This is a genomic window from Candidatus Cloacimonadota bacterium (assembly GCA_016932035.1).
Classification (GTDB): Bacteria; Cloacimonadota; Cloacimonadia; order JGIOTU-2; family JGIOTU-2; genus Celaenobacter.
Window position 1 is genome coordinate 1 of record JAFGDR010000051.1, and the last position, 16,781, is coordinate 16,781.

The following is a 16,781-nucleotide window of genomic DNA, read 5'->3' on the forward strand; positions in this document are numbered from 1 at the left end:
ATGATGAACACGGAACATCCAAATTTCAAGTTGAAAAATATCAATTTACTCATTATTCTTTCTTGCTGTATCTATACTCTTGAATATAATCGAAATTAACTCATCAGTCTCTTTTAGGAGCAAAGTTAATTTTGATGCGGATTGAATTAAATCAGCTTCTTTAATTATTTTAAGCCAAACATCAGTTTCTCGAAGTTCCTTAAGAGATAGTTTTAATTTATGTATAAAGTCAGCACGAGATTCAGCACTCTGAGCTTCTCCATAATTGGCAGCTACAGAAGTACCACTTCTCAAAATCTGTAATGCAATATGTTTCCCAGATAGAGTATTTGGTAATTGCTCAGAGACCTTGATAATTCTTACCGAGTACTGAATTAATCTATCAAGCAAATCAAACTTTTTACTTACTTTTTCCTTCATCATTGTTCATTCCGTTTTGGACATTGGTTATTGACCTTCATCCAATAAGTTGTCCGCCAAAGACCAAAATAAGTATCAAACGAACAACAACCGCAGCGACACCCATGACCGATACCGTCTGGATAATGCCCTGTCGTTCCATAGAATTTGCAATCAATCCCGGTATGATGTAACCGATAACATGAACAACCTGATCACCAGGAATATAGGAAAACAGACCAAGAGAACGAACCAGCCAGCCAATTATAAATCCGAGTAATACGGAGATGACCATCCTTCGACGTCCATACATGAACATGAACATTCCGAGGAATTTCACAATACCAAATACAGCAAAACTAATTGCGAGTGTTACAAGAATGGTCAAAGGTTCATGTAGATACATCGCAATATAACCGCAGACGACAATACCGCCAGCAGCAACGCCAAAGGTTTCAAGAAAGAAGAGACTCGTTAATACGCCTAAACCTACAGCTACTTCAAACATTTATATCTCCCTGCATAGATCTAACTTTGAAATATTCCACTATTATTCCTCCATTTCCGCCGATATTTCCTATACCGATCAAGATAATGTTTTTATGATCTAATCCATCAAGGTTATTTACAAGTTTTTCACCATGTATCCAGCCCAGATTATGTACCTTTTTCATAGGAAGTTTATTTTTTTGAGCATATGAATATACAGTGGATGTTTCCTGTCCGATAAGATACAGTCCGTCAAAAGGAATTACTTCGAGCATTTTGATCAGCTGTTTTGAGCGAAACATTCTATCTGCTCGTGTATTGAGTACGAAACCGCAAAACTCGATATCAGGATGAAGCTCTTTTACAGATTTAATAACAAATTCAGTCGACTCCGGATCATTGGCTGCAAAGGAATGGGCAAAATAAATATCTCTATTTTTATCGATAATATGATAGAATGTTGTTGCTCCAATATCGGGATTGGCTTTTTTCATACCTTCTAACGCAGTATTTATATCTACTCCACATGCATCACATACATCTAATGCTAGTGAGATATTATCCTTATGCTCGATATATGCGAAGTCGTTAAGCTCAGCATCGGATACTACGTCAGGATCGGAAAGTTCAAGCTTTGTTCCTTTTCTGTCTGCAAAATGTTTCATATGAGGATAGAGCTTTCTCTCACTGGTGTATGCAAGGGAGTTTTTTGGTATTGTATTACAAATTGAATAGGTTACGTTTTTGATGCCCGGTCCCATGACATCCAGATGATCGAGGCGGATGTTGGTAATCACTCCGATATCTGCTTTCACCATCATCTGCTCTGTTATCCACTGATATTCGGGCATAACAGCCATGCATTCGAGCACAAGGGCATCTGCAGAACGTTTTGCTGCGAATCTTGTAATCTTTACCTGTTCACGAATATTTGCTCCACGAGGGCGCTGAATTGGAATCTCAGAGCCATCTTCCATAATAACACGAGGAGCTGAACCGGTCGTTTTGGCAATCGTCCTTTTTCCACCCTCTCTCAGTCCGGCTGCAATAAGTCGTGTTACGCTTGATTTCCCCCTTGTGCCATTGATATGGATAACTAATGGAATTTTCTTCCTGTAACGAAGATGTGTGTAATATTCAAATGCTGAAAAAATGATAACTGCGAGTAAACCAATAATTAAGATATACATAGAGTATTATTATGTTCAAATTTTTTTGAATAAAAAGCACACATAATGAAAGGTTGTCAAAATATTTAGTTTTTTTCTGTATGAATATGAGATGATTCTAATGCATTTTTTTTAAGATTAACTCTAGAAGCTTTAGCTTTCTAAGCTGATATTTTTCTTGTCCACTATTTCTGTTTAACGCACGCTCCATTGCAGGTCTTGCATATATTAACTCATCTCTTGCTTCTTCCAGATCGATTTCATGCAGTGCAAGAAGAGCGTAGTAAAATCTGAACCTTCTCCAGCGTCCCTTTCCATCCCGAAGTATTTTCATTTCTTTCAGACCTGCTTTCAGACGTTCTTTCTGCTTGTTCAAACCTCCGACTATGAGGTTTCTCCATAGCGCAATTGTACATGGTCCACAGCAGAAAAGATCAGTGCTATATCCTTGTATTTGACTATCATTTAATCGATTGACCATTCCATTCTGAGTTTTCTTCAATGCTGTTTTCACTTTCGTATCATCAACATTGAGAAGCACTAATATTCTGCATGCTTCTTCACCAAGTATGTGTGCTGTTCCGGCTCCGGTTGTTATTTTTTCACCGGTAAAGACCTGAACACCATTTTTGAAATCATCCTCTGTTGGAGCAAACATTCCTGCATATGAGCCCGGTAATCCCTGTCGAGAAGCAATCCAAAGGGCTGCTTCATGTTTTTGTTTATCAGATAATTTTTTGTTGAAAAAGAAACCATCATTCAGCACATCGATTGTATTCCCAAGGCTGTTTTTATCTATCAAATTTACTCCTCTATGTATTCTAACAAAATCTATCTAAAAAATATTGCTATCAATAAAAATCCCATAAAAACTAATCCACCAGTTCGAGCTATATATGCATAGATATTTCTCGATTCTCGAATAATGGAAAGAACTCCAAGTACAAATGCAATAATCGGATTGATCGTAAAGAAGACCATGATGAGAAATGGTACGACTCGATAGACCACTTGGAACAATATCGATATTTTTGAAATGAAAAGAATAAATAATAACCAAGATATTGCAACAGGAATTAACGCAATGAAACCAATAATACCAAGTGTTTGTGAATGTTGTTTTGCCGGCTTCTGATCCACACTAAATGATTCCAATTTCAGAAACCCTGATCCATCCCCCGTTACCTGACGGCAGTTTGACAAGAATCCAGTCGTTGTCAAACCTTTCTATCGTTACTTTCAGACCCTCGTGAACAGTAAAAACCTGCGGGAAATCCTCACTCGGTCCGCTAAATGCAATGACGGTTTCTCCAAGAATTACTGCTGAATCATTTGCGTAAAAATCCTGTATCCTCATTATTTCGACAACTGTTACAAGAAAGAAAATCACAGCAAAGACCACCAGCAATATCTTTACAACTCGTTTCAGTATCAGATTTCTGCTGAGGATAAGAAGTATAATTAAAGCCATCATAAGAATAAAAAATATGAGAATGAAAATCCCAAGAACGTTAATTGAAAAAGCATAAAAGAGCTTTCGAATAAGCGTCTCCATGAACGAACGTTCAATCTCTTCTTTATCCTTGATCCTGGACATGAGGATGGAGATGTTTGCATTCAATTCTTCATCAAGTGGCCTGAATTTTAATGCCTTTTCATAATACAGACGCGCATTGCCCGGTTGATCAAGTTTGAAATAGGTATTTCCGAGATTAAAGAAAAGTTCATAGTTTTTAACACCTTGCTCAACGAGTTTCAGATACTCAGCTTCTGCCGTGGTGTAATCCTGTTCCTGGTATGCTCTATTCGCTGAACTCATATCATATTCTTTTGCAAGAAGCATGATGGGTAATAAAAATATAAAACATAAACTTATGATTGCTTTTTTCATCTTTTTTTCCTGAATTTTGCCCTTGCAAGATGTTGTAAGATCCGTAGCAAGACAGAATATTGTTCCTCTAATTCCATATGAGAGTAAGAGGAACCACCGAAACGAGCACTGTCAGTTTTTTTGAGGAAGTTTATGATCTCGCTAATAGTATCTTTACTAAGGTTATTATATTGAAGTACTGATGAGATATCCTGAATTGTTGAAGCACCGGCAGAAATATTGCATCTGTTTGCAATAAAATTCTTTAAAGCGTTCTCTGATGCTACAAAGAAGCCAGCACCATCATCAGATTTCATGGCAGATTGGACGGTTTGCATATCTTTTTGAAGCTGCTTGTTCGATATTCGAGCTCTATAATAGCCCTTATCCTGTAGAAGTTTATCCCGTTCTTTTTTGATGATCAATGCGGTTACAATGCTCAATAATGAAAGAATGATCAATCCCCAGTACCACCACTGTGCGACAAGAAGTTCATAATCTGAAATGTTGTTCCTGGTAATAATGAAATTGATGTCCAGTCCTTGAATATCGATATCCTGCGGACGAATATATGATAAGGAACCGGGAGTTGCCTTACCCTTTTCCACAGTAAGGGTAATTGGTTGTGTGCTAACAGATTTATAGGTGTTAGATTGAGGGTCGAAATATGCGAAAGGAATCGCGGGAATAGTATATGTGCCCGGTTCTTCAGGAATGAGTATGTATTTGACTACTTTCTGCCCAGCAATATTGTCGGGTCCATTGAGTTCATCAGTTTCCTCTGGAGGAAATGTGTCGATATTTAAAATATTGGGTAGAGCTGGGGGTTCAAACATTCGAATGTTGCCAGAACCTGCTATCACCAATGTTAAGGTCACCGACTCACCCGTCTTGACCAATCGTGAACTGATATCAGATTTGATAGTATATTGTCCAACTGCACCTGAAAAATTCAGAGGTTGACCAGTTATAGGCAGAGGTTTCACCTTAATAGTAGGTTTGTTTGATTGAATATAAATTCTTTTAGTCGTACCAAAATCAAAGAAGCTTTTTGCAGGTACTTCATAAGCACAGAGTAATTCCATATTGTCGAGTGTAACCGTATTTGCTGTTGTTGGGAAAAGTGTATAATTGCTGATTCGATATGCATAGTAGCGAATACCGTTTATGACTTCGAGGGAGTGTGTAATATTTTTTGTCTGAAATGTTTCTTCTTTTACGAATCCGGCAAATTCCGGCATTTTTTCAGCATTGAGCCCTACTAAACCTTTATTGCTGTAAAGTACATATTTCACAGTAAATGGCTCTCCGACGAAAACCTCTGATGTGCTTGGCGTTGCCTGGAGGAAGATTTGAACATTCGCGGTATTATTTTCATATTTCGGATTTTGCTGTTGTAACTGATCTGAACTTGCTTCGACGACCTTTACATTTATCGAGTTTGAACGATACATCTTGTTCTTGTATTTTGTATAAATCGGAGGGATTGTAAAGGTTCCGTTCTTGAGTGGTCGTAGTGAATAAGTAAAACTCTGCGTAACAGATCTCGACATCTGATTATTGATGATCTCGATTGATGTTGAACTTGAGGATGATTGTCCAACTATCTGAAATCCTGTAAGTTGTGGAATTTCAGGTTCTGCGTCAATTTGTTCATCAGATTTTATCTCAACCGTTAGTTTCAACATCTCATTGATGGAAATGGTACTCTTATCAACGTATGAAGTAACGGTAATATCCTGCCCAAAACAGAGCCCAGTACTCAATATTAGAAGGAAAGATATCAAGAAAAATTTCTTATTCATACTACCAGTTTTTATCTACTTTTTTTACACGATCCTGCTGAAGCATTTTTTTCATACGTTCTTTTTGATTCTCATCTTCAGCGCGCTGCATTGCGTCAAGTATTCTCTCTGCCTGCTTCTTTTCTTCATCTGATGGTTGGGGCTTATTTTGCTGCTGCTGTTCGTTTTGCTGTTGTTCCTGATTTTCCTGCTGTTGCTGTTGCTCCCGCTGTTGTTGCTCTTCCTGTTTATCCTGCTCTTGTTGTTGATCTTGCTGCTGCTGTTGTTGCTGTTCCTGATCCTGATCTTTCTGGTCTTGATCCTGATCCTGTTGTTGCTGCTGCTGTTGTTGTTGGAGATACTGTCGTGTCAGTTCATAATTATACTTAGTATCCTGATCTTTCGGATCTTCAATAAGTGAGTCACGATAATATTCAATTGCTTTCTGGTAATCCTGCTTTTGAAAATATGAATCCCCTATGTTATATAAAACCTTTGCCTTATCGACATCTTCATTCTTCAAGCTTGCTTTGTATTCAGCAATTGCCTCATCATATTTTTCATTCTTATAATGTGAGTTAGCCAGGTTATAATGTATCTTCCCTTCTTCGGGATATTCGATACTGCTTTGCTTGAAAAGTTCTTCAGCTTTGGCATAATCCTCTTTCTGATATGCCTTTTTTGCATTGCTGTTTTTCAAAACCTTTTCATAGTTCAGGGCAAAACAGTTCTGAACAAGAACAATCAGTATAATAATCAAAGTAATAATATATTTTTTCATGACCTTAATTTCCTATCCCATAATATAAATTCAATTAATAGAAGAAGCAAAGCAAAAATAACAAAAAACTGATATTGTTCTTTATATTGAGAATATCTTCGCTCCGCTATCTTTTCCTTTTCAAGAAGACTGATATCATTGAGGATATCCCTAATTTCCTGCTGTCCTGCTGTAACCTGGAAGAATAAACCATCCGTTTCTTTTGCTATCCAACTCAAGCTTGAAAAGTCTAATTGAGTTAAGACAATATTTCCTTCTTTATCTTTCAGATATTCTTTATCACCGGTCTGATGATTAATAACTGGAATTGGTGCTCCTTTTTGCGTTCCAATACCCAATGTATAGATAATGATATTATTCTCTCTTGCAGTTTTCACTGCTTCTTTAAAATCTCCCTGAAGGTTTTCCCCATCTGTAATAAGAATCATTACCCGATTCTGAGTTTCCGGAGTAAAAAGCGTTGTTGCTTTTTCAATCGCATTGGCAATATCCGTTCCATCCTCAGGTACAAGCCCCACATCCACGATCGATGCGAACATCTTAAGTGCAGAATAATCTGATGTTATAGGACATTGTACAAAAGCATCACCGGAAAATATCACCAGCCCAACCCTATCTCCTGTAAGCATATCAAGGAATGTCATGAATGAATTCTTTGCTCGTTGAATACGGTTAGGTGCAAGATCTTCGGCAAGCATACTTGTTGAAACATCGATAGCCACAACAATATCGAGTCCCTTTTCTTCGAGTATCTGCAACTTCTTACCCCATTGTGGACGAGATGCTGCAATGATTAGAAGAATAATGATCACGATCCAGAGAATGCTCTTGATAGTTCTTGAAATTGGAGAGAGATTGGTTATGAGTTTATTTCTTAATTCCTCGCTGCTGAATACGGCGAATACTTTTTTTCTTCTACGTGCAGAAAGATAGAAAAGGAGGATGATAACCGGTACAAGAACCAGTAATAGTAACATTTCAGGATTTCCAAATCTCATTATGGTATCCTCTTCAAGATAAATCTGGAGTAAAGAATTTCAAGCACGATCAGCAGGAGAGCTATGTAAACAAGATAATAGAACATATCATAATATCTGTAATGAACCTTTTCAGATATTTCTGTCTTTTCCATGCTGTCTATGCGTTTCATGATCTCCGTGAGCTGTTCGGGATTTTGCGCTCTCGACGCTTCTTCCGTGCCGCAAATTTCTGCAATCTTATTCAAGGTTTCCATATCGATATCAAGCTGTTGAGACACATATTGTCTACCGTAAACCGGATGATCAACCGGAATTTGTGAAACACCTTCTTTTCCAACACCGATAGGATATATTTTAATACCGAGATCCTCTGCTAAACTTGCTGCTGTAATAGGATCGATCTCACCCGAGTTATTTCTGCCGTCAGTCAGGAGAATGATTACCTTGCTTTTTGCTGTAGAATCTCTTAACCTGTTTATTGAAGTCGCTATTCCCATTCCGATCGCTGTCCCATCCTCTATCATACCTGTTTTAATCTGCTCTAAAAGTTCAATAAGAATTTTATGATCGATCGTTAACGGGCACTGTGTATAACTCTCGCCACCAAAAATGACCAGTCCAATCCTATCTGTTGGTCGTGATTCGATAAATTTCTTTGCCTCTTCTTTTGCAACATACAGTCTGTTATTGGGCTGAAAATCGATTGCTCGCATACTCGTGGATACATCCATTGCAAGAATGATATCAACCCCTTTTCCTTTTACCCGTGTAAATCGTTCAGGGATTACCGGGCGTGCAAGAGCTAATACACAAGCCAGAAATATCAGAAGATGAAAGATATAACGGAAATAGTACAGAATCTGTGTTTTTCCTGAAATAAAGGCATGCAATAGGTGAATGTTCGAATAAAGAACAGTTGGTTTTTTTCTGCTTTTTATGAATATTTCGTACAAAACAAGCAAAGGTATGAGTAGGAGCAACCAGAAAAAGGAAGGTTTAAGAAACTCAATCCTCATGCTTCTCCTCCAATATTTCTTTCTCTTTTGTCGAATGGATTATATCCACTAAATCTTCAAGGATCTTCTGAGCATCTTCAATCGGTGGAATATACTTCGCAAATTTCACTTTATCACATTCCTGAAGTACTGCATTTGTTTCCAACCTTTTTTCTAAACCGATCTCCTTGAGAGACTGACGGATTTCATAACCTGTCATTTCGAGGAACGGCATATGAAACCTGTTTTCAAGATATTCTCTACAAATCCACGAAATCTCGACATAGAAACGCTTTATATCACCTTTCCCAATATAATCTGCCAGCTTCAGTTGTTCTATTTTCTTTAAAGCGATGACATGTGCAGGAAGAACCTTTTTCTTCTTTTCAGGTAAGATTGCTAGTCCTTTTTTCCTACGAGTGATAAAGATAATAGCAAGAATTATTACAGCGATTATTAATATCGGAAGTGCAATGTCCCAGAATTTGAGATTCAAAGAGACAGGAGGTTTGATGTCTTTCAGTGCAACACTATCTTCCTGTAACACCGAATATATCATGACTTGAAGAGAATCAGAATATACGGTTATTGAATCATCATCAGTTGCAATAATGAACTCCTGCTCAGGGATCGTTTGTAAACCTGTATCGAACAAAGCTGAAACAAATTGAAAATCTGTTCTGAGGTCAGTTTTCATTTTCTGAGTAAAAGGTGAAAATCCAAGAATGACAAACATCTCTGATGGCTGGGCTGGGATAAATTCAACTCTGCTGTTCTGGTCATGAACGATGGACACATCAAAAAAGACCCTATCACCTACATGTAACTCGTTGAGGTTGGTTTTTACAGTATCTATTTCTGTGGTAATAGAATAACCAAAAGTAATGCTGTGTAGCAGTAACACAAAACCTATAAGGATAATCAGCTTCTTCATCGATTTCTTTTTGCTCTCTCTTTAAAAAATTTCACAATGTCTTCGATATAATCTGTATCTGTCCTAATGTCGATCAGATCTATCTTGAGTTTTTTCAGAAGTTGTGGAAACTCATTGATCGTTTTTTGGATGTATTCTTCATAACGTTCTCGCAGCCTTTTATCATTGGCGTTTATTACAACCTCTTTGCCTGTTTCTGCATCCTGGAATGTAATGAATCCAACCTCGGGAATATCGTATTCTTTGGGATCAAGGATGCGGATTGCAACAACATCATGCTTTTGAGAAACGATCTGGAGTGTTTTCTTATAGTCCGTATCGAAGAAATCCGAGATCACAAAAATAATACTTCGCTTTTTGGACATTTTATAATAATATTCCAGTGCATTCTTCAAACCGGTCTTATAATGCAGGGGTTTGTAATAAAGGATCTCTCTGACAATTCTTAAGACAGAATTTTTTCCTTTTTGCGGAGAAATGTATTTTTCTATTTCGTCTGAGAAGAGCAGAAGTCCAACTTTGTCATTGTTTTTGATGGCAGAAAAAGCAAGGATTGCACCAACTTCTGCAGCAATTTCACGCTTGAGTTTATGAAAGGTTCCAAATGAGCCAGATCTGCTGATATCGATCATGAGCATAACGGTAAGTTCGCGGGTCTCTTCGAATTTCTTTATGTAGGGATGTCCCATACGAGCGGATACATTCCAGTCAATGAGCTTGACATTATCACCCGGTTGGTAAGCTCGCACTTCGGAGAATTCGAGTCCCTGTCCTTTAAAAACGCTATGATACTCACCGGAGAACATGTCATTTACAATGCTCCTGGTGGAAATTTCTATGCGTTTTATCTGCTGAAGAATCTCTTTCGGGATCATACAAACAGTATATTCTTAAGGAATTTCTATCTCGTCAAAGATTCGATCTACAATATCCTCTGGCGTCACATTCTCAGCTTCAGCTTCATAAGTAAGAATAATACGATGACGAAGCACATCTTTTCCGATTTCCTTAATATCTTCAGGAGAAACATATCCGCGCTGATCAAGAAGCGCATTTGCTTTTGCAGCACGGACAAGGTAGATCGATGCACGAGGAGAACCACCAAATTCAATGAATTCGCTGATATCCTTCAAGCCATACTCTTCTGGTGAGCGTGTTGCAAAAACAATATTCAGCACATATTCTTTGATTTTCTCGTCAACATAGATCTCATTAACGAGTTTTCGAGTGTTAAGTACATCCTTCGGCTTAATGATCTTTTTTACTATAATCGGATTATTATCCGACATACGGTTGATGATCTCGCGCTCTTCGTCCTTTTTGGGATAGGTTACTTTTAGTTTCAGCATGAACCTGTCCACCTGAGCTTCCGGCAAAGGATAAGTTCCTTCCTGCTCGATTGGATTTTGAGTAGCAAGTACAAGGAACGGTTCTTCCAGTTTGTATGACTTATCACCAATTGTCACTTGGCGTTCCTGCATTGCTTCGAGGAGTGCGCTTTGCACTTTTGACGGTGCCCGGTTTATTTCATCAGCGAGGATTATATTCGAGAAAATTGGACCTTTTTTTGCAGTAAAAGTTCCATCTTTCTGATTGAAGATAAGTGTTCCTATGAGATCTGCTGGCAGAAGGTCGGGTGTAAATTGGACCCTGTTAAATCCAACACTGATGACATCTGCAAGCGTACTTACTGATAAAGTTTTTGCAAGACCGGGAACACCCTCAAGCAGCACATGCCCATCAGCAAAAAGCCCGATGAGCAGGCGTTTGATCATATAATCCTGCCCCACAATTACCTTTCCAATTTCAGTATAGATTGACTGAACAAATTCAGTTTTTTCAACTACTTTTTGATTAATTTCTTGGATATTCATAAATACTCCGTTTGTATCACCTAATCAGCTAACACACCTTTTCTGATCTTCTTCAAAATATCTTCACGCTGTTTATAAAGATTCGTTTGGATCTTATGAAGAAAAGCTTCCAGCACTTCACAGGAAATAGCTCTTCGCTTCATGCGCGTTGTTTGCTGCTGTAAAATATAAATACCATCTATATTGGAACTTGACACGTCAAAACTAAAGTCATTGTTCACAACTTCACATACAATGAAACTCAAGCATTTTGGGAAAAGAGATTTAACTCGTCGAACTTGATTTTGATAGGAAAGAACAAACCAGTCATCCAAAACCATTGCTGTTTCGGATATGATGATCGGAAGCATCATTTCAAATTCGAGATAACTTTTTCTTCCAATAATTCGATATTTCATCTGAATATTTTTCCCAATCACCGTTCTCATTTTCTGGGTGGAAAACTGGATGAGTTTCTCTTTTTTGATGTTTTCAAGTTTGTCATACTCAAACTTCATGTTCAATGGCACTTCTGCCCGACCAAAATGAAGATCCATTTCATCAATGATCGTCAAATCCTTCATAACATAGTACATAAATTCAGAAAATGCAGTTTCAAAGAGTTTTCTTTGCTTGAGAAATGTATTTTCTTCTCTGAATTTCTTGGAGAATAGGAATTCTCGATACTCGGCATACAGTTTTATTTTTTGTTTCAGATCAGCGTGTTCATTTGATGTGATCTCAAGATTAGATGTTTTCCATTTCTTGTATTGGATCGTTATCTCATTAAGATACATTTTCCTGAGTGCATCTTTATCTGTTTCGAGTAGTTCGGTGATCGTATCACCGTGTCTAAATGTTTCCATACAACCTTCTTATTTTCTCAATTCCTCAAATATCGGGAATTGTGCACACAGTGCTTGTACATCCTCTTTGATTTTTGCGAGCTGTTCTTCATTATCGTAGTTATCATATACTTTTCTGATAAAGTCAGCAATAATATCCATCTCAGATTCGCGCATACCACGCGTTGTAACAGCAGGTGTCCCCAGACGAATTCCTGATGCAACAAATGGAGGACGAGTATCAAATGGAACAGTATTTTTATTCGCAGTGATACCAGCCAGATCGAGTGAACCTTCCATTTTCTTTCCTGAAGGTCCTCCCTCTTCTTCAGTTCCAAGATTAAGTAGCATTAAATGATTATCAGTACCATTTGAAACAAGATTGAATCCTCGCTTAATTAGACCTTTCGCAAGAGCTTGGGCATTAGCTAATATCTGTTTTTGATATGTTTTAAAATCATCCTGCAAAGCTTCTTTAAAAGCAACTGCTTTTGCTGCTATAATATGTTCAAGTGGTCCGCCCTGGACGCCCGGAAATACCCATTTGTCGAGTTCTGGAGCAAGTTCATTTGTGCAAAGTATCATACCGCCACGCGGGCCACGAAGTGTTTTATGTGTGGTCGTTGTAACGATGTCCGCATATGGAACTGGATTTGGATGCAGATCTGCTGCGATCAATCCTGCAATATGAGCCATATCCACAACGAGTGATGCACCGACTTCATCTGCAATCTCTTTGAACTTTTTGAAATTAATGGAACGGGGATATGCACTGGCACCGGTTAGTATCATCTTTGGTTTACATTCGAGAGCTTTTTCACGAATTTCATTATAATCAAATTGTTCTGTATCTTTGTTAACTCCATACGGAACAATATTAAAAAGACTACCTGAAAAGCTCAGCGGATGTCCATGTGTCAAATGACCGCCATGTGTGAGTTCAAGACTGAGAATAGTCTCGCCAGGTTTAAGTAAAGTGAAATACGCTGCCATATTTGCTTGTGAACCGGAATGTGGCTGTACATTGGCATGTTCTGCACCAAAGAGTTCTTTTGCTCTTTCGATGGCAATTCTTTCCACATCATCGATATATTCACAACCGCCATAATATCTTCCATACAATCTATATAATAACTCACCAGTTTTTTTACTATATCGATACGGATAACCTTCTGCATATTTATTTGTCAGAACAGAACCGGCTGCTTCCATCACTGCTTCAGATACAATATTTTCAGAAGCGATCAGCTCAAGGTTATTACATTGCCTGTTCACCTCGTTCATAATTGCTTCATAAATTTCAGGATCAACTTTTTTTATTTCATCATAATTTAACATTATTCCTCCGTCATTATGATATTTTTTTAAAATGGTTTAATGTATTAAATTAAATTATGCTTATGAATTAGAAAATTACTAAGAACTTATCGGCGTTCCTCGTACTTTTTTATTTTATCTATACGTCGTTGATGACGACCGCCATCAAATTTTGTCATGATCCACGTGTCAACTATTTTCTTTGCTTCTTCAAATGACATGAACCTTCCAGGCAGGATGAGCATGTTCGCATTATTATGCTGGCGTGAAAGACGGGCAATGTTTTCTGACGTGCAAAGTGCTGCACGTACGCCTTTTACTTTATTTGTAACGATACTCATGCCAATACCGGAACCGCAGATTGCGATCCCGAAATCGACTAAACCATCAGCAACTTTTTCTGCAGCTGGAAATCCAATATCCGGATAATCAATGGACTCTGCAGATGAAGTTCCACCATCGACAACATCATACTTCTGACTTTCAAGGTATGCAATCAGTTCTTCTTTCAGTTTAAAGCCTGCATGATCAGAAGCTACAATGATCTTCATCGAATTGCCTCTATTTCAATGTTATTCATTAATTCTTCATCTGCTCTAAGGCACGCAAAGGTAAGAGAATAGAATTTATTGTCAACCGAATCACTACGTGAAGAGAGTGTTGTAGGAATTTTTGTTCCAACGATTGCCGTTGCCATTTTTGCGTGAGCAAAGTAAGAAAGTGACTTATAGAAAATATTTGCAGCTTCTAAGAATGGGAAAACCAAACAATCAGCATTGCCCTTCACACAACTTGATACTCCTTTATAATGTACACTTTCCGCATCGATAGAAAGATCAATGGAAAGAGGTCCGTCAACATCAGCATTCTTAATCTGCTTTCTGTCTGCCATCTTGGATATAAAAGCAGCATCAACGGCAGTAGGTATTTTGGGATGTAATTTTTCTGAGAATGAAATGATAGCAACCTTTGGACGTTTAACCCCAATTTTACGTGCGGTTTCAATCACATAATTGGTCATTGCAATTTTTTGATCAATATTGGGTCTGGGTATAAAGGCTGCATCTGCGAATATAAGCAGCTTATGGTAATCGGGAATTTGTGCAATGGAAACTGATGTAAGAGTGGCATCAGGTATCATCATGCCGTATTCTTTGTCCAGCATGCACTTAAGGAGTTTGTCCGAAGAGATTAATCCTTTCATCATAACTTCTGCTTCGCCGCTACTTGCAATACGCATCGCAGTATGACCTGCGAGCATTTCATCTGGCTGGTTTATGATCTTATAGATACCGGGATTTATATCATGTTCATTACAAATTTTGGTTATCACTTTCTTATCCCCGATAAGGGTAAAATCCGCAAAATTTAAATCTATCGCGCGTTTGGTTGCAAGGATCGTAGTTTCATCCTGGGCATAAGCAACCACAACTTTTTTCTTTGGAATTTTCTGTGCTAATTCAATCAACTTTGACAATCTTTTAATCGCCATTTTTACTCCATAATTTTTTTTTTGCGAAAAAGTGGATGAAAGAAATGTGTCAAGAAAATGTAAATAATAATCTATATAATTCTGATAAATTATATAGGAAACAATTCTAGCATATAATACTTAAAAAAACCTTATATTATCTTTAGCATCTGGATATAATTTATTTTTAAGATATCTTATCAAATCATGATATCGTAAATCTATGTCAAAAGGAAATATTGTACTGCATTAATAATGTCAGATAAAAAACTAAACAATATTTATGAATATATTCGATATAATTACTATTTTAGTTTTACAGCTTTAATTTTGTTACCATTTCCTCGCGAAGCTTGAATTTTTGGATTTTTCCTGAAGCTGTCATCGGATATCCATTAACAAATACAACGTAGTAGGGTTGCTTATGCCGTGCAATATTTTGCATACAGAAATCTTTGATCTCTTCCTCTGTCGCACTTACACCATCTTTCAGTTTTATTGCTGCTAAAACCTGTTCGCCATATTTCTGATCTGGTACTCCAATGACCTGCACATTGCTGATCTTCGGATGTGTATAGAGGAATTCTTCGATCTCACGAGGATACACATTCTCTCCACCTCGAATTATCATATCTTTGATACGACCAGTAATTTTAAGATAGCCATCTTCATCCATAACACCGAGATCACCAGAATGAAGCCAACCATTTCTTATTGCAATTTTATTCTCTTTTTCCATCTTGTAATAACCCTTCATTACACACTCACCAGCCATCACAACCTCTCCCTGTTCGCCTGGTTTGCATTCCAAACCGGTTTCAAGACTCACAATTTTCATTTCCATAGGAGGTAATACCCTACCCACGGTCGTTGTACGATGCACAACGTCATCATCAACGGATGTCATCGTAATTACAGGAGAGTTTTCTGTTAGGCCATAAGCAATTGTGATCTGCGAACAATGCATATCTTTTATAACTTGATTCATAACCTCAACAGGGCATGGTGAACCAGCCATAATACCTGTTCGAAGTGATCTTGTATCATAGCTATCTCTATTTTCAACACCAAGCTCTGCGATAAACATTGTCGGCACACCGTGCAGAACAGTGCATTTTTCACTGCTTACCAGTTTAAGAACGTCATCAGCATTAAAGGTAACGAGTGGCAACATTGTTGTTGCATGTGTTACTGCAGCAAGAATACCCAATACACATCCAAAACAATGGAAAAACGGTACCGGAATGCACATACGATCTTTCTCTGTAAGTTTCATCTGTTCGCCAATAAGATAGGCATTATTGGCAATATTATGATGTGTGAGCATAACCCCCTTTGGAAATCCGGTTGTGCCAGAAGTATATTGCATATTAATGACTTCATCTTCACTGAGTGTTTTTTGGATGTCATCTAACTCATTATCAGAAATGTCTTTCCCCAATTCTCGAAAATCTTTATAACTTAAAGCATGATCACTTGTTTCTTTATCGAATATAATGACATTTTTCAGCATTGGCAGTTTCTTCGATTCCAGCTTTCCTCCACCCAGCCATTTTGCGTCATCTAACACTTTTATTAACCAGTTAAAATACTCACTTGTTTTAAATTTGTCTATCAAGAATATAGCTTTTGAATCTGATTGTTTTAGTAAATATTCAAGTTCATGAGATTTATAATTCGTATTTACGGTAATAAGGACAGCACCAACTTTTGCAAGCGCAAACATCAAAATTGGCCATTCTGGAACATTCGTTGACCAAATCGACACATGATCACCTTTTGTAATACCCAGAGCTAAAAGAGCTTTGGCGATTCTATCGACTTCTTCATTAAACTGCTTATATGTAAGCCGAATATTTAGATCAGGATAGACAAGTGCTTCATTGTCTGGATA

The 16,781-nt window shown here is 37.6% G+C and carries 18 protein-coding genes; all 18 read right to left on the reverse strand.

Annotated elements, in window-relative coordinates:
• Nucleotides 1-45: 45 nt before the first annotated feature.
• A complete protein-coding gene (locus JW794_08795) occupies nt 46-423 on the reverse strand; it encodes a four helix bundle protein (protein ID MBN2018206.1) in 378 nt (125 codons plus the stop codon).
• A gap of 34 nt (nt 424-457) precedes the next feature.
• Nucleotides 458-907 carry a poly-gamma-glutamate biosynthesis protein PgsC gene (gene pgsC, locus JW794_08800; GenBank protein MBN2018207.1) on the reverse strand — a complete coding sequence of 150 codons (450 nt, stop codon included), beginning with the start codon at nt 905-907 and terminating at the stop codon, nt 458-460.
• Complete coding sequence (pgsB, locus tag JW794_08805) at nt 900-2,078, reverse strand: poly-gamma-glutamate synthase PgsB (protein MBN2018208.1); 1,179 nt, start codon at nt 2,076-2,078, stop codon at nt 900-902. Before pgsB ends, pgsC begins: the two co-directional genes overlap by 8 nt.
• 97 nt (nt 2,079-2,175) lie before the next feature.
• Complete coding sequence (locus JW794_08810; protein ID MBN2018209.1) at nt 2,176-2,859, reverse strand: hypothetical protein; 684 nt, start codon at nt 2,857-2,859, stop codon at nt 2,176-2,178.
• 29 nt (nt 2,860-2,888) lie between these two features.
• Complete coding sequence (locus JW794_08815) at nt 2,889-3,197, reverse strand: hypothetical protein (protein MBN2018210.1); 309 nt, start codon at nt 3,195-3,197, stop codon at nt 2,889-2,891.
• Nucleotide 3,198: 1 nt separating this feature from the next.
• A complete protein-coding gene (locus JW794_08820) occupies nt 3,199-3,948 on the reverse strand; it encodes a tetratricopeptide repeat protein (GenBank protein MBN2018211.1) in 750 nt (249 codons plus the stop codon).
• Entirely contained in the window at nt 3,945-5,732 is a 1,788-nt protein-coding gene (locus JW794_08825; GenBank protein MBN2018212.1) for a protein BatD, read from the reverse strand. The genes JW794_08820 and JW794_08825 overlap by 4 nt, the downstream gene beginning before the upstream one ends.
• Before the next feature lies 1 nt (nt 5,733).
• Complete coding sequence (locus JW794_08830) at nt 5,734-6,492, reverse strand: tetratricopeptide repeat protein (GenBank protein MBN2018213.1); 759 nt, start codon at nt 6,490-6,492, stop codon at nt 5,734-5,736.
• On the reverse strand, nt 6,489-7,490 hold the full coding sequence (locus JW794_08835; protein MBN2018214.1) for a VWA domain-containing protein: 1,002 nt from the start codon (nt 7,488-7,490) through the stop codon (nt 6,489-6,491). Before JW794_08835 ends, JW794_08830 begins: the two co-directional genes overlap by 4 nt.
• Nucleotides 7,490-8,488, reverse strand: a complete 999-nt coding sequence (locus JW794_08840) for a VWA domain-containing protein (protein ID MBN2018215.1) — start codon at nt 8,486-8,488, stop codon at nt 7,490-7,492. Before JW794_08840 ends, JW794_08835 begins: the two co-directional genes overlap by 1 nt.
• Complete coding sequence (locus JW794_08845) at nt 8,478-9,401, reverse strand: hypothetical protein (GenBank protein MBN2018216.1); 924 nt, start codon at nt 9,399-9,401, stop codon at nt 8,478-8,480. The genes JW794_08840 and JW794_08845 overlap by 11 nt, the downstream gene beginning before the upstream one ends.
• Nucleotides 9,398-10,276 carry a DUF58 domain-containing protein gene (locus JW794_08850; protein ID MBN2018217.1) on the reverse strand — a complete coding sequence of 293 codons (879 nt, stop codon included), beginning with the start codon at nt 10,274-10,276 and terminating at the stop codon, nt 9,398-9,400. The genes JW794_08845 and JW794_08850 overlap by 4 nt, the downstream gene beginning before the upstream one ends.
• A gap of 15 nt (nt 10,277-10,291) precedes the next feature.
• Nucleotides 10,292-11,275 (reverse strand): AAA family ATPase, encoded by a 984-nt coding sequence (locus JW794_08855; protein ID MBN2018218.1) that lies wholly within the window; start codon nt 11,273-11,275, stop codon nt 10,292-10,294.
• Between the two features lie 20 nt (nt 11,276-11,295).
• Nucleotides 11,296-12,120 carry a Bpu10I family restriction endonuclease gene (locus tag JW794_08860; protein MBN2018219.1) on the reverse strand — a complete coding sequence of 275 codons (825 nt, stop codon included), beginning with the start codon at nt 12,118-12,120 and terminating at the stop codon, nt 11,296-11,298.
• A 9-nt stretch (nt 12,121-12,129) separates the two neighbouring features.
• Entirely contained in the window at nt 12,130-13,437 is a 1,308-nt protein-coding gene (locus JW794_08865; protein ID MBN2018220.1) for a serine hydroxymethyltransferase, read from the reverse strand.
• An 86-nt stretch (nt 13,438-13,523) separates the two neighbouring features.
• Complete coding sequence (rpiB, locus tag JW794_08870) at nt 13,524-13,967, reverse strand: ribose 5-phosphate isomerase B (GenBank protein ID MBN2018221.1); 444 nt, start codon at nt 13,965-13,967, stop codon at nt 13,524-13,526.
• Nucleotides 13,964-14,908, reverse strand: a complete 945-nt coding sequence (locus tag JW794_08875; protein MBN2018222.1) for a hypothetical protein — start codon at nt 14,906-14,908, stop codon at nt 13,964-13,966. The genes rpiB and JW794_08875 overlap by 4 nt, the downstream gene beginning before the upstream one ends.
• Nucleotides 14,909-15,203: 295 nt before the next feature.
• Nucleotides 15,204-16,781 (reverse strand): AMP-binding protein (locus JW794_08880; protein ID MBN2018223.1); only part of this gene is annotated, 1,578 nt, incomplete at its 5' end.